This window comes from Citrobacter sp. R4, from assembly GCF_026719175.1.
Lineage (GTDB): Bacteria > Pseudomonadota > Gammaproteobacteria > Enterobacterales > Enterobacteriaceae > Citrobacter_A > Citrobacter_A sedlakii.
In genome coordinates this window covers 204,895-217,362 of sequence record NZ_JAPPSU010000002.1, presented here as the reverse complement: position 1 = coordinate 217,362, position 12,468 = coordinate 204,895, and the positions used below count along the sequence as shown (strand labels likewise).

The following is a 12,468-nucleotide window of genomic DNA, read 5'->3' as shown; positions in this document are numbered from 1 at the left end:
GAGGAGCAGATGATTTGTCCACGTTGTGCCGATGAGCAGATTGAAGTGATGGCGACCTCGCCGGTGAAGGGGGTCTGGACGGTTTACCAGTGTCAGCATTGCCTGTATACCTGGCGCGATACCGAACCGCTACGCCGTACCCGCCGCGAGCATTATCCCGAGGCGTTTCGCATGACGCAGAAGGATATCGACGACGCGCCGATGGTGCCCGCTATCCCGCCGTTGCTGGCAGAAGATAAACGTTAATACAGAACCGAATAGCGATGACGCTTTATCGGGCCTACGAATTCTTAACGCCGTAGGCCCGATAAGCGCAACGCCACCGGGCGATAACGGTTACACCAGGCTTTTGAGCCGATAAATCCACTCCAGCGCCTGGCGCGGCGTCAGCGAATCCGGATCGAGATTTTCCAGCGCTTCCACGGCAGGAGAAGTGTCCTCTGGCATCGACAGCAGGGACATCTGCGTGCCATCGACCTGCGTAGCGGCAGCGTTCGGCGAAATGCTTTCCAGCTCGCGTAACTTCTGGCGCGCGCGCTTAATCACCTCTTTCGGCACGCCCGCCAGCGCCGCCACCGCCAGACCATAGCTTTTGCTGGCCGCGCCGTCCTGCACGCTGTGCATAAAGGCGATGGTATCGCCATGTTCCAGCGCATCCAGATGGACATTGGCTACCCCTTCCATTTTTTCCGGTAATTGGGTCAGCTCGAAGTAGTGTGTCGCAAACAGCGTCAGCGCCTTGATCTTATTCGCCAGGTTTTCCGCGCAGGCCCATGCCAGCGACAGGCCGTCGTAAGTGGAGGTGCCGCGTCCGATTTCATCCATCAGCACCAGGCTGTTCTCGGTGGCGTTATGCAAAATGTTGGCGGTTTCAGTCATCTCCACCATGAAGGTGGAACGGCCGGAAGCCAGATCGTCTGCCGCGCCGACGCGGGTGAAAATGCGATCAATCGGACCAATCTCCGCTTTCTGGGCGGGCACATAGCTGCCAATGTATGCCAGCAGCGCGATCAACGCGGTCTGACGCATATAGGTGCTTTTACCCCCCATGTTCGGCCCGGTGATAATCAACATCCGCCGCTGCGGCGTGAGATCCAGCGGGTTGGCGATAAACGGCTCATTGAGTACCTGCTCAACCACCGGATGACGGCCTTCGGTAATGCGAATGCCCGGCTTATCGGTGAAGACAGGGCAGGTATAGTTGAGCGTGTCAGCGCGCTCTGCCAGGTTCACCAGCACGTCGAGTTCCGCCAGCGCATTAGCGCTTTGCTGCAGATCTGCCAGATGTGGCAGCAGCAGGTCGAAGAGTTCGTCATAAAGCTGTTTTTCCAGCGCCAGCGCTTTGCCCTTAGAGGTGAGCACTTTATCTTCGTACTCTTTCAACTCCGGTATAATGTAGCGCTCGGCGTTTTTCAGCGTCTGACGGCGGACGTAGTTGATTGGCGCCAGGTGGCTCTGCCCGCGGCTAATCTGAATGTAGTAACCGTGTACGGCGTTAAAACCGACTTTGAGGGTGTCCAGTCCGGTACGTTCGCGCTCGCGGATCTCCAGCCGGTCGAGATAGTCGGTCGCGCCGTCAGCCAGCGCGCGCCATTCGTCCAGCTCTTCGTTGTAGCCCGGTGCGATAACGCCGCCGTCACGGACCAGCACCGGCGGCGCGTCGATGATGGCGCGCTCCAGCAGATCGCGCAGTTCAGCAAATTCGCCCATCTTTTCGCGCAGCTTCTGCACGGGGGCGCTGTTTACCGACTCCAGTTGCGCGCGCAGTTCCGGAAGCTGCTGGAAGGCGTGACGCATACGGGCGAGATCGCGAGGACGGGCGGTTCGCAGGGCCAGACGCGCGAGGATACGCTCCAGATCACCGACCTGACGCAGCACCGGTTGCAGGTCGCCAGTGGCATCCTGTAACGCGCCGATAGTTTGCTGACGTTCGGTGAGGATGTTGATGTCGCGCACCGGCATATGCAGCCAGCGTTTGAGCATACGGCTGCCCATCGGGGTCACGGTGCAGTCGAGCACCGAGGCCAGCGTATTGTCCACGCCGCCCGCCAGATTCTGGGTGATTTCCAGATTACGACGCGTAGCGGCATCCATAATGATGCTGTCCTGCTGGCGCTCCATGGTGATGGAACGGATATGCGGCAGAGAGGTGCGTTGGGTATCTTTTACATACTGCAAAAGGCATCCTGCGGCGCAAAGCCCACGCGGCGCGTTTTCGACGCCGAAACCGATCAGATCCCGGGTGCCAAACTGCAAATTAAGCTGTTGGCGGGCGGTATCAATCTCGAATTCCCATAGTGGGCGACGACGCAACCCACGGCGCCCCTCAATCAGCGCCATCTCGGCGAAATCTTCCGCGTACAGTAATTCTGCCGGGTTGGTGCGTTGCAGCTCGGCAGCCATCGTTTCGCGGTCGGCGGGTTCGCTCAGACGAAAGCGCCCGGAGCTGATATCCAGCGTCGCGTAGCCGTAGCCTTTGCTGTCCTGCCAGATGGCGGCCAGCAGGTTGTCCTGGCGCTCCTGCAACAGCGCTTCATCGCTGATGGTGCCGGGTGTGACAATGCGAACCACCTTACGTTCAACCGGACCTTTGCTGGTGGCCGGGTCGCCAATCTGTTCGCAAATAGCGACTGATTCGCCCTGATTGACCAGCTTCGCGAGATAGTTTTCGACGGCATGGTGGGGGATGCCCGCCATTGGAATCGGTTCGCCCGCCGACGCGCCGCGTTTGGTCAGCGATATATCGAGCAACTGCGACGCACGTTTCGCATCGTCATAAAACAGTTCGTAAAAGTCACCCATGCGGTAAAAAAGCAGGATCTCAGGATGCTGGGCTTTCAGCTTGAGATACTGCTGCATCATGGGGGTATGGGCGTCGAGATTATCGATTGTACTCATGAAGTTGTGTCCAGTTCCCTGAATTTAAACGGATTGCGATGCTTTTCGTTTTCGTTGTTATCACATAAGGGGCTTATGATAACGGAGATAAGCAACTCAGGGAAAGCGAGGATCGAGACTTCTCGATCCTCATTCCATTTCGGTTTAGCCAAACCGTGGCAGGAGGTTAAATGTGCTGCCGAACCAGCAAAGAATGACCGTAATGCCGAACAAGATCACCACCATGGGGATCGCTCTGCCGCCCCATACGGTGAACATTTTATCCGGAAAGCGTTCACGCGATTTCAGCGCAAGGAATGCCGGCACGATAACCGCCCAGATGGTGGCACACAGCCCGGCTCCGCCAATCGCGTAGATAAAACCGTTTGGGAACAGCAGGTACAACGCAGCCGGAGGTAAAAAGGTAAACAGCAGGGTTTTGAATCGCCCGAGGGGGGAATTGTCGATTTTGAACAGATCCGCCAGGTAGTCGAACAGCCCCAGCGTGACGCCAAAGAATGAACTGGCTACCGCAAGGTTAGAAAAGATCAGCAGGAAAAACTCGATAATGCCATGTTGGTTAGTGCCTAAAAATGACTTTACCAGCGAATCAACATTGCCGCCTGAGGCGATGATCTCCTTGAAGTTGCTGCGATGAATATTGCCCATCGTGCAGTACAGCCAGAACAGATAAATCACCAGCGCCAACAGTGAACCAAAGACGATGCTTTTGATCAGCTTATCCTTTCTCTTGCCGTAACAGATAATCAGGCTGGGAATATTGCCGTGAAAACCGAACGAAGCCAGGCAGACCGGAACCGCCATCAAAATATAGGGCAGATAGGTGCGATTGGCCTGTGGCTCGGCGATGTCCCTGAGAATGGAATAGTCAACCTGAAAGAAGAATGAGCCGAACACCACGATAAAGGCAATGATCTTAATGCCGAGAAAAAAAGAGGTGATGCGACTGGCGGCGAGAGAACTGATCCACAAAATGCTGGCGACGAAGATTGCGCTACCTATGCCCACGATCCTCGGATTCACCTGTGTGCCGGTGTTAATCGCAATGGTTTCGCTAATGATTGCCCCGTTCGCCGAAATATAGGCATAGGTCAAAATATATAACACAAAAGCGACGGTGATGCCGCTGATGATGTTCCACTTCGCGCCTATTAAATCTTTCGTAATCGTGTTAAAGCTGGATCCTACGGGGTAATTAAGGTTGGCTTCTAGTAACAATAACCCGGAATGCAACATGGAAAACCAGGAGATAATTAAAATAAACGCCCCCCAGAAAAACCACGCGCCAGCAAGGTCAACCGGTAAAGCAAACATCCCGCCACCAATAACGGTGCCGGCAATCACCATAATTCCCCAAAATGAGGAGTGTTTTTTATTTGCGTCTTCGTCCATGGCGTTCCCTTAATGATAACGGCTAATTAGGTGTTGTCGTCAGGAATATCAATAATGCCAGGCATGAATTCGCCAGCGGCGTTATCAAGGCGATAACGCCGCTGGCGTCAGGGTTAATTACACTTCCGCGAGTCGCGCGGTAAAGTGACGTAAGACTTTTGGCTCGTAGGTGAAGGTTAACCCTTTAATATTATGGGCATTCTCTTTGACGTGTCCGAACGCTTCAATAATAAAGTCCATATGCGTTTGGGTGTACGTCGCGCGGGGGATGGTTAAGCGCAGCAGCTCGGCCGGACACGGTAGCTGCTTGCCGGTTTTCGGATCGCGGCCAAGCAGGAATGACCCAATCTCGACGGCGCGAATGCCCGCGACTTTATACAGTTCGCAGGCCAACGCCTGGGCCGGGAACTGCTCAGCAGGAATATGCGGCAGCAGCTTACCGGCGTCGACGAATGCCGCATGCCCGCCCGCTTGCTGACAGGTCACGCCGATGGCTTCCAGGCCGTCTACCAGGTATTGAACCTGCGCGATGCGGTAGGATAGCCAGTCCTGGTTCATCCCATCGTAGAGGCCCGCGGCCAGACGCTCCATTGCGCCGCCTTCCAGCCCGCCGTATGTCGGGAAGCCTTCCTGCACCACGCAAATCGTCCTGCATTCGGTATACACATCGAGGAAACTGTCGTCTTTAATGCACAGCAGCCCGCCCATTGGCACCATGGCATCCTTCTTCGCTGACATGGCGAGCATATCCGCATACTTGTAGGTCTCGCGGGTGATCTCTTCAATGGTCCAGTCCTGATAACCCGGCTCGCGTTGCTGAATAAACCAGGCGTTTTCCGCAAAGCGCGCCGAGTCCATTACCACCGGAATATCGTACTTCTTCGCGATAGCGTACATCGCTTTCAGGTTCGCGAGCGAAACCGGCTGGCCACCCGCCGAGTTACAGGTAATGGTCGCCACGATATAAGGGACATTATTCGGGCCGACGGTTTCAATTTCATGCTCCAGACTCTGCAGATCAAAATCACCCTTAAAGTCATTGCGAACGGCAGTATCAAACGCTTCCTTAATGTAGACGTTGCGAACGGTACAGCCGTTAATCTGGCTATGACCCTGGGTGGTGTCGAAGAAATAGTTGGAAAAAGCCACCATTTTGCTGCGATCGAGGCCTTTTTCCTGCTCGCGTTTTTTGATTAGCACCGGAATGTAGATTTGTTCAGCGCCGCGCCCCTGGTGCGTTGGAATGGTGTACTGATAACCAAAAATATCGTTCACCGCTTTGCATAACGCATAATAGCTTCGGCTGCCGCTGTATGCTTCATCGCCGCGCATCATTGCCGCCTGCATATTTTGCGTGACGGCGCCGGTGCCGCTGTCAGTCAGCAGATCAATAAAGACATCTTCGCTATCCAGCAGGAAGGGGTTCATCCCGGCGTTAATAATCGCATTGTCACGATGCTCCCGGGTGGTGCGTTTTACCGGTTCAATAACGCGAATACGAAAAGGTTCTGGCAGATGTTTAAAGTTATTCATGATGTCATCCTTTAATCTTTATTTTGGGCGCGCGATTCCCGGGGTTATTCATGAAATATGAAAACCACTTTTCTGACGCAATACGAATTCGTCTTTATGATTAACCGTAGATCGCCGAAACGACTGACCTTCGCCAATTTATCAGGGCGAGTCAAAACCGCTGCGGTGAAACAGAAATCATAAAAACAAGTATGGGATATCAGTTACTGGCTAAATAAATAGCCTGCAATGATATTGCGGTGGAGGCGTATGTGGCGTTAAGGACGGTGATTGACAATAACGGTGTCAATATTAAACCATTTGGACATTTTATAAGATGTGGTCAGGATGTTCATAATGTACGTTCTCCATTAGTCACGAATATACATTATGTTATTTTCTCTTTTTGTCTAATCTTTGTGCATTCAATTGTGAATTTGGTCACGAACGATGTCATTCAACGATTTTATCAGCGTAAAAGAGGAGCGCTACGTCGCGATCCTCTTTATGCCACGAAATCAGACGGGCTGGCGGCTCCGCATTTCAGATCGCCGATCGCGAAGGGATGAATAAATAAACGCGACGATAAAAATCACCGTAAACAGCACAACAATCGTTGGCGCAGGGGCGCTGTCTAAGAAAAAGGATAAATAGACCCCGAGAAACGCGCTGATCGTCGACAGCAACACCGCCAGCAACAGCGCGTGGCCAAAACGGCGGGTGAGCAGAATGGCAATCGCGCCAGGGGCGATCAGCAAAGAAATCGACAAAATAATGCCGACCGATTTTAACGTCGCGACAATGGTCAGGGCGATCATGCACAGCAGACCGTAATGCAGCAGCGTGGTGTTCAGCCCACAGGTTTTCGCCTGATGGGGATCGAAAGCGTGCAGCAGCAAATCTTTCCATTTTACGCCGATAATCAGCGCGATCCCCAGGGCAATAAGCGCGGTTTGCAGAATATCGACCAGCGATACCCCAAGCATGTCGCCGAACAGAATATGGTCCAGATGCACTTCAGACTGAATTGACACGTACAGCACCAGCCCTGCGCCAAACATACCAGAGAATACGATCCCCATGATGGTATCGCGTTTGATGCGGCTGTTATCGTCGAGAAAGCCCGTGGCGACAGCGCAAAACAGCCCGGCGATAAACGCGCCGATAGCCAGCGGAATACCGACGATATACGCCAGCACAATACCCGGAAACACCGCGTGACTCATGGCATCACCCATGAGCGCCCAGCCTTTCAGCACCAGAAAGACCGACAGCAGCGCGCAGGGAATAGCGACAATGACGGAAACGGCAAGGGCGTTCAGCATAAAGTCGAACTGAAAAGGCTCAAGCAGTGTGCTTAAGAACATGACGGCTCCTTAAGACGTGCGCGACGTCGGTTAGCGAGCAGTCCGTGCTTCGGCGCAAAAATAAACGCCAGCAAAAACAGTAATGTTTGCAGGACCACGATAATTCCTCCGGTGGCGCCGTCCAGCCAGTAGCTGAGCCAGGCGCCGAAGAAGCTGGTCAGGCTGCCAATGGCGACAGCGAGAGTCAGTAAACGCGGAAAGCGGTCGGTTAACAGCCAGGCCGTTGCGCCGGGCGTGACCACAAGGCAGATCACCAGAAAGGCTCCAACGGTTTGCAGGGCGGCAACGGTCGACACCGACAGCAGGGTAAAAAACAGCAGCTTCAGACGACCCGGGTTCAGGCCAATCGAACGGGCGTGGTTTTCATCAAAGAAGGTGACCATCAGGTCTTTCCACTTTAACAACAGGATGAGCAAAGAAACCACGCCGATAATTGCTAACTGCAGAATGTCTTCCGGCGCGATAGCCAGCACGTTACCGAGGATTATCGTCTGAATATTCACCGACATCGGGTTTAGCGACACCATAAACAGTCCGATGCCAAAAAATGAGGAAAAAATCAGACCGATAATGGCGTCCTCTTTTAACCGGGAGCGCTGATTAAGAAACAACATACTGCCCGCCGCCAGGCCGCCGGAAAGAAACGCGCCGACAGAGAAGGGAAGACCCAGCATATACGCCCCGGCGACGCCGGGCACGATCGAATGCGACAGCGCATCGCCAATCAGCGACCAACCCTTGAGCATCAAATAGCAGGAGAGAAACGCGCACAGGCCGCCGACCATCGCCGAGACCCACATTGCATTGAGCATGTACTGATAGCCAAACGGCTCGGTCAGCCAGTTCATCATTGGCCTCCCTCAACCGTACGGCGGGCGATAAACGGGCGTTCATCATCAGTAATAATATGTTCTTCGCCGCCGCTGAGCGCGACGTGTCGCAAAACGCCGCTGAACGCCAGTTCCAGGTTTTCGGCGGTAAAGGTGGTATCGGTAGGGCCGCTAGCCAGCACCGTGCCTTTGATCATCACGGTGTAATCGCAAAACTCGGTTACCGAGCCGAGATTATGCGTCGACACCAGCATGGTGCGCCCCTCGTCGCGCAGTTCACGCAACAGCGCAATAATGCGGGCTTCGGTTTTAACGTCCACACCGGTGAAAGGTTCATCCAGCAGGATCACCTGACCCTCCTGGGCAATCGCTCTGGCAAGAAATACGCGTTTTTTTTGCCCGCCGGACAGTTCACCAATCTGGCGGTGGCGGTACGCCAGCATATCTACCCGTGCCAGCGCCGCGTCGACGCGCGCATGATCTTCCGCGCTCGCTCGCCGCAGCCAGCCCATGTGACCGTAGCGTCCCATCATCACCACATCTTCCACCAGCACCGGAAAAGACCAGTCCACTTCTTCGGACTGCGGCACATAAGCGATCAGATTGTGCTTCAGCGCCTTGCTCACCGGCTGTTGCAGAATGGCGATATTCCCTGCAGCCAGCCGGACAAAGCCCATTAGCGCCTTAAACAGCGTCGATTTTCCCGAGCCGTTCACCCCGACCAGCGCGGCGATGGAGCCGCCCGGCACCTGAAACGTGGCATCCCGCAGCGCGGTGTGACCGTTGCGATACGTCACCGTCAGCTGATTCACGGTAATCGCAGATGGACTCATGGTTGGCTCCTCAGACCGTCGTTAATCCCTTTGACGATTGTTTCAGTGGTGACGCGCAGCAGCTCGAGATAGGTCGGAACCGGACCGTCTGCCGCGCTCAGGGAGTCGACATACAGCACGCCGCCATAGTGTGCGCCGGATTCCCGCGCCACCTGGCGGGCAGGTTTATCCGGGACGGTGCTTTCACTGAATACCGCAGGGATGTGGTGCGCTTTGATGGCGTCGATCACTTTGCGCACCTGTTTCGGCGTGCCCTGCTGATCGGCGTTGATTGGCCAGAGATAAAGCTCTTTCAGCCCGTTATCGCGCGCAAGGTAAGAGAAAGCCCCTTCGCTGGTGACCAACCAGCGTTTGTCGGCGGGGATCTTCGCCAGTTCGGCCTGTAACGGAGCCAGCGCCTTGCGGATTTCCGCTTTATAGGTCTCGGCGTTTTTCTGGTAAACCGCGGCGTTGTCCGGATCGTATTTCACCAGTGCAGCGCGAATATTATCGACATAGATTAAGGCGTTTTCTGCCGACATCCACGCGTGCGGATTAGGCTTCCCGTTATAGGGACCTTCGCTGATGCCCATTGGCTTCACGCCGTTTGAGACCGTGACTTCCGGTACGCCGTCCAAATGCTGGTAAAAGCGGGCAAACCACAGTTCCAGATTCAGGCCATTAGAGAGGATCAACTGCGCGCCTTGTGCCCGTTTAATGTCGCCAGGTGTGGGTTGATACTCATGAATTTCTGCGCCGGGCTTGGTGATGGAGCTGACGTCTGCCGCATCGCCCGCGACATTTCGCGCCATGTCAGCGATCACCGTGAAGGTGGTAATGACTTTGAATTTCTCTTTTGCATACGCAGGCGACAGCGCAAAAACGGCAAGTGCGCCAGTGAACAGGAACGATGTTAAACGGGGCAGGTGCGGCATAGTATCCCTCATAATAAAGTGGTTAATTATTCATCGAATATAGCCTTTGCTATGTTATATAGCACAAGGTATAGATAAGATACAGTTAAATGAAAATAATTCTTATTTGACTGACCGGTGAGAAACCTGTCACCTTCGGGGGATAGTGTCGTGAATAGTTAAGTTGTAGAATAAATGCATCTTAATGCTGCGGAGGGCACATCATGACCGGCAAGCGTATTGCTCGTGAAAAATTGACGATTAAAAAGATGATCGCGCTATACGAAAGCCAGTGTCCGCAGGCGTCTGACGAATCAGGGCACTATGACGCGCTGTTCGCCTATGCGCAAAAGCGGCTGGACAGATGCGTGTTTGGCGAGGAAAAACCGGCCTGTAAACAGTGTCCGGTGCACTGTTACCAGCCCGCTAAGCGCGAGGAAATGAAGCAGATCATGCGCTGGGCGGGGCCGAGAATGCTCTGGCGGCATCCGATCCTCACCGTTCAGCATTTGATTGACGATAAACGTCCCGTTCCGGCGCTGCCCGAAAAATTTCAGCGTAAGAAGCGCAGGGAAGAGGGCTGAACGGGTAGGACGAATAAGGCGTCTGCGCCTTATTCGTCAATGGCCTCTTACACCAGCGCGTCCTTATCAATACCCAGTCTTTTCATGCGCGACAGCAGGGTGGTGCGCTTCAGGCCCAGACGCTGGGCTGCGCCTTTCGGCCCCGCAACCACGCCGTTGGTCTCTTTTAATACGCGCATAATCAACTGGTACTCATCCTCGCCGTCCTGCGCCACTTCGGTCGCCACCGGCGGCGTGTGAGGCGTGAGCATTCCCATATCCGGTAGCGAGAGCTGGAGCACGTTGCCTCTGGTGAGCAGTACGGCGCGCTCAATAACGTTTTCCAGTTCACGTACGTTACCCGGCCACTCCATACTGCTAAGCGTACGCAGGGTTTCCGCCGGAATGCTGTCGATATTGCGTCCCAGACGGCGGGCGATCTTGAAGGTAAACGCTTTGACCAGCAGTGGAATATCTTCCGGGCGCTCGCGCAACGGCGGCAACTGGATCGGAAAAACATTCAGCCGGTAGTAAAGATCGCTGCGAAACTCGCGGTCGAGAACCATTTTTTTCAGATCGCGGTTAGTGGCGGCAATCAGGCGCACATCGGTCTGGATCAGTTTGTTGCTGCCCAGCCGTTCAAATTCCTGCTCCTGTAACACGCGCAACAGTTTCGGCTGCAACTCCAGCGGCATATCGCCCACTTCATCCAGGAACAGGGAACTTTTATCCGCCAGCTCAAAACGGCCTATCCGCTGCGCGCTGGCGCCGGTGAACGCCCCGCGCTCATGACCGAACAGATCGCTTTCCAGCAGTCCGGCGGGCATTGCCGCGCAGTTCATTTTCACCATCCGGCGTGCGTTGCGGCCGCTCAGGTTATGAATCGCCCGGGCAATCAACTCCTTCCCGGTGCCGGTTTCACCGAGGATCAGCACCGTACTGTCGCTTTGCGCGACCATCTCTACCTGCTTCAGCACGCTGTACATTGCCTCGCTGCGACCGATGATCTCGCCGAACTCACTGTCGACGTTGTTGAGCTGTTCGGTCAGCGCCAGGTTCTCGTCCACCAGACGTTCTTTCAGACGGTGGATTTCCTGATACGCCCGCGCGTTATCGACGGCGATCGCCACACGTTCGGCAATCTGGCGCAGCAGCTTCAGGTTGGCGGTGGTAAACACTTTTTCTTCGCACTGCGCCAGTTTCAGCACCCCGACCATGCTATTGCCTGACATCAACGGCAACAGGCACAGCGTCTGGATCTGATTACCCCAGGTTTCAAACAGCATCCGTTCATATGGCGCCAGCGCATCCCGTTCATTGAGGTTGATAAGCAGCATCTCTTTGCTTTTAAACACCCGTTCGGTCAGGGTACCGGCTTCATCGACTTCGCTCTGTTCGTGCGCGGGATGATTCTGATCGAGATAATGCGTGGAATAGATATTGAGTTTGTTTTTCCGGTGGCTGCGCAGAACGATGCTGATGTCGTCAATGTTGAAATAATGATGGATCTCTTTGGCGACTTCGCTCACCAGTTCGTCCATATCCAGACGCGAGAGCACCGCGTTGGTGATGGCGACCAGAATACGGAAGTTATCGCGCTCCCGGCACAGAAGTTCGTAATCGACGTTATTGGTTACCCGGCACTGGATCTGCTCTGCCACCACGCCGACGATCTGGGTGAAGGTTTGCAGGCGCTGGTACTCTTTTTCGCTCCAGGAACTTTCTTCACGGCGGGTAAACTCGCAGCCGCCGAAAATGCGTCCTTCCGCCGCCAGCGGTAGCAGGCAGTAATGCCCGAAGGGCTCGTACAGACCGCCGGATGCCAGTTGCGGCCAGGTCTCGCTGAACTCGGTATAGTGACAGTGCAGGGCGTCAGGACGGGAGAGGATCCGACGAATCGGCCCGTGAGCCAGCACCGTCTCATCCTCATAAGCGACGGGTTTACCCTGTTCGCGCGTGGCGTAATACGATGCGCGCTGCGTTTCGGCTTGCCACAACACTATCGCCGCGCTGTCGGCAAGCGCAGAGCGCTTTACCAACTGCGAAAGCGCCTCACTCAGCGATTGCAGGTCGGGCTGCTGTAATAATGTACGAGTGATATCGAACAATCCTTGCTGCCCGAGATCGCTCATCGGTGTATACGACATGTTGCTTTTCCAGGAAAGTACCGCTGCGCGGTG

Annotated in this window: 11 protein-coding genes; 2 read left to right on the top strand and 9 right to left on the bottom strand. The window is 54.8% G+C overall.

Annotation, left to right across the window (positions count from 1 at the left end):
* Positions 1-9: 9 nt before the first annotated feature.
* Positions 10-246, top strand: coding sequence for a non-oxidative hydroxyarylic acid decarboxylases subunit D (locus OOJ60_RS06585; RefSeq protein ID WP_060569400.1), 237 nt, complete (start codon positions 10-12; stop codon positions 244-246).
* Between the two features lie 90 nt (positions 247-336).
* Here OOJ60_RS06585 and mutS read toward each other — a convergent pair whose 3' ends face one another.
* From mutS to sitA, 8 genes are all read right to left on the bottom strand, one after another.
* A complete protein-coding gene (mutS, locus tag OOJ60_RS06580) occupies positions 337-2,898 on the bottom strand; it encodes a DNA mismatch repair protein MutS (protein ID WP_205612277.1) in 2,562 nt (853 codons plus the stop codon).
* Positions 2,899-3,042: 144 nt separating this feature from the next.
* Positions 3,043-4,290, bottom strand: a complete 1,248-nt coding sequence (gene tnaB / locus OOJ60_RS06575) for a low affinity tryptophan permease TnaB (RefSeq protein WP_205612276.1) — start codon at positions 4,288-4,290, stop codon at positions 3,043-3,045.
* Positions 4,291-4,407: 117 nt separating this feature from the next.
* Positions 4,408-5,823, bottom strand: a complete 1,416-nt coding sequence (gene tnaA, locus OOJ60_RS06570) for a tryptophanase (protein WP_042288670.1) — start codon at positions 5,821-5,823, stop codon at positions 4,408-4,410.
* 257 nt (positions 5,824-6,080) lie between these two features.
* Positions 6,081-6,158 carry a tryptophanase leader peptide gene (gene tnaC, locus OOJ60_RS24830; RefSeq protein ID WP_072014995.1) on the bottom strand — a complete coding sequence of 26 codons (78 nt, stop codon included), beginning with the start codon at positions 6,156-6,158 and terminating at the stop codon, positions 6,081-6,083.
* A 162-nt stretch (positions 6,159-6,320) separates the two neighbouring features.
* A complete protein-coding gene (gene sitD, locus OOJ60_RS06565; RefSeq protein WP_205612275.1) occupies positions 6,321-7,169 on the bottom strand; it encodes an iron/manganese ABC transporter permease subunit SitD in 849 nt (282 codons plus the stop codon).
* Positions 7,160-8,017: an iron/manganese ABC transporter permease subunit SitC gene (gene sitC, locus OOJ60_RS06560; protein ID WP_181823239.1), complete on the bottom strand. Its 858-nt coding sequence runs from the start codon at positions 8,015-8,017 to the stop codon at positions 7,160-7,162. Before sitC ends, sitD begins: the two co-directional genes overlap by 10 nt.
* On the bottom strand, positions 8,017-8,832 hold the full coding sequence (gene sitB, locus OOJ60_RS06555) for an iron/manganese ABC transporter ATP-binding protein SitB (RefSeq protein WP_042288665.1): 816 nt from the start codon (positions 8,830-8,832) through the stop codon (positions 8,017-8,019). Before sitB ends, sitC begins: the two co-directional genes overlap by 1 nt.
* Positions 8,829-9,746 carry an iron/manganese ABC transporter substrate-binding protein SitA gene (gene sitA, locus OOJ60_RS06550; protein ID WP_200035411.1) on the bottom strand — a complete coding sequence of 306 codons (918 nt, stop codon included), beginning with the start codon at positions 9,744-9,746 and terminating at the stop codon, positions 8,829-8,831. Before sitA ends, sitB begins: the two co-directional genes overlap by 4 nt.
* 203 nt (positions 9,747-9,949) lie before the next feature.
* Here sitA and OOJ60_RS06545 point away from each other — a divergent pair, with 203 nt between their 5' ends.
* Entirely contained in the window at positions 9,950-10,309 is a 360-nt protein-coding gene (locus tag OOJ60_RS06545; RefSeq protein WP_042288659.1) for a nitrous oxide-stimulated promoter family protein, read from the top strand.
* 47 nt (positions 10,310-10,356) lie between these two features.
* Here OOJ60_RS06545 and flhA read toward each other — a convergent pair whose 3' ends face one another.
* Positions 10,357-12,435: a formate hydrogenlyase transcriptional activator FlhA gene (gene flhA / locus OOJ60_RS06540; protein WP_181822631.1), complete on the bottom strand. Its 2,079-nt coding sequence runs from the start codon at positions 12,433-12,435 to the stop codon at positions 10,357-10,359.
* Positions 12,436-12,468 lie beyond the last annotated feature (33 nt).

What these genes read in the sequence shown, in the direction of transcription:
- tnaB (WP_205612276.1), bottom strand. Translation starts at nt 4,290, where the DNA reads ATGGACGAAGACGCAAATAAAAAACACTCCTCATTTTGGGGAATTATG.
- mutS (WP_205612277.1), bottom strand. Translation starts at nt 2,898, where the DNA reads ATGAGTACAATCGATAATCTCGACGCCCATACCCCCATGATGCAGCAG.
- tnaC (WP_072014995.1), bottom strand. Translation starts at nt 6,158, where the DNA reads ATGAACATCCTGACCACATCTTATAAAATGTCCAAATGGTTTAATATT.
- sitB (WP_042288665.1), bottom strand. Translation starts at nt 8,832, where the DNA reads ATGAGTCCATCTGCGATTACCGTGAATCAGCTGACGGTGACGTATCGC.
- OOJ60_RS06585 (WP_060569400.1), top strand. Translation starts at nt 10, where the DNA reads ATGATTTGTCCACGTTGTGCCGATGAGCAGATTGAAGTGATGGCGACC.
- tnaA (WP_042288670.1), bottom strand. Translation starts at nt 5,823, where the DNA reads ATGAATAACTTTAAACATCTGCCAGAACCTTTTCGTATTCGCGTTATT.
- flhA (WP_181822631.1), bottom strand. Translation starts at nt 12,435, where the DNA reads ATGTCGTATACACCGATGAGCGATCTCGGGCAGCAAGGATTGTTCGAT.
- sitA (WP_200035411.1), bottom strand. Translation starts at nt 9,746, where the DNA reads ATGCCGCACCTGCCCCGTTTAACATCGTTCCTGTTCACTGGCGCACTT.
- sitD (WP_205612275.1), bottom strand. Translation starts at nt 7,169, where the DNA reads ATGTTCTTAAGCACACTGCTTGAGCCTTTTCAGTTCGACTTTATGCTG.
- OOJ60_RS06545 (WP_042288659.1), top strand. Translation starts at nt 9,950, where the DNA reads ATGACCGGCAAGCGTATTGCTCGTGAAAAATTGACGATTAAAAAGATG.
- sitC (WP_181823239.1), bottom strand. Translation starts at nt 8,017, where the DNA reads ATGAACTGGCTGACCGAGCCGTTTGGCTATCAGTACATGCTCAATGCA.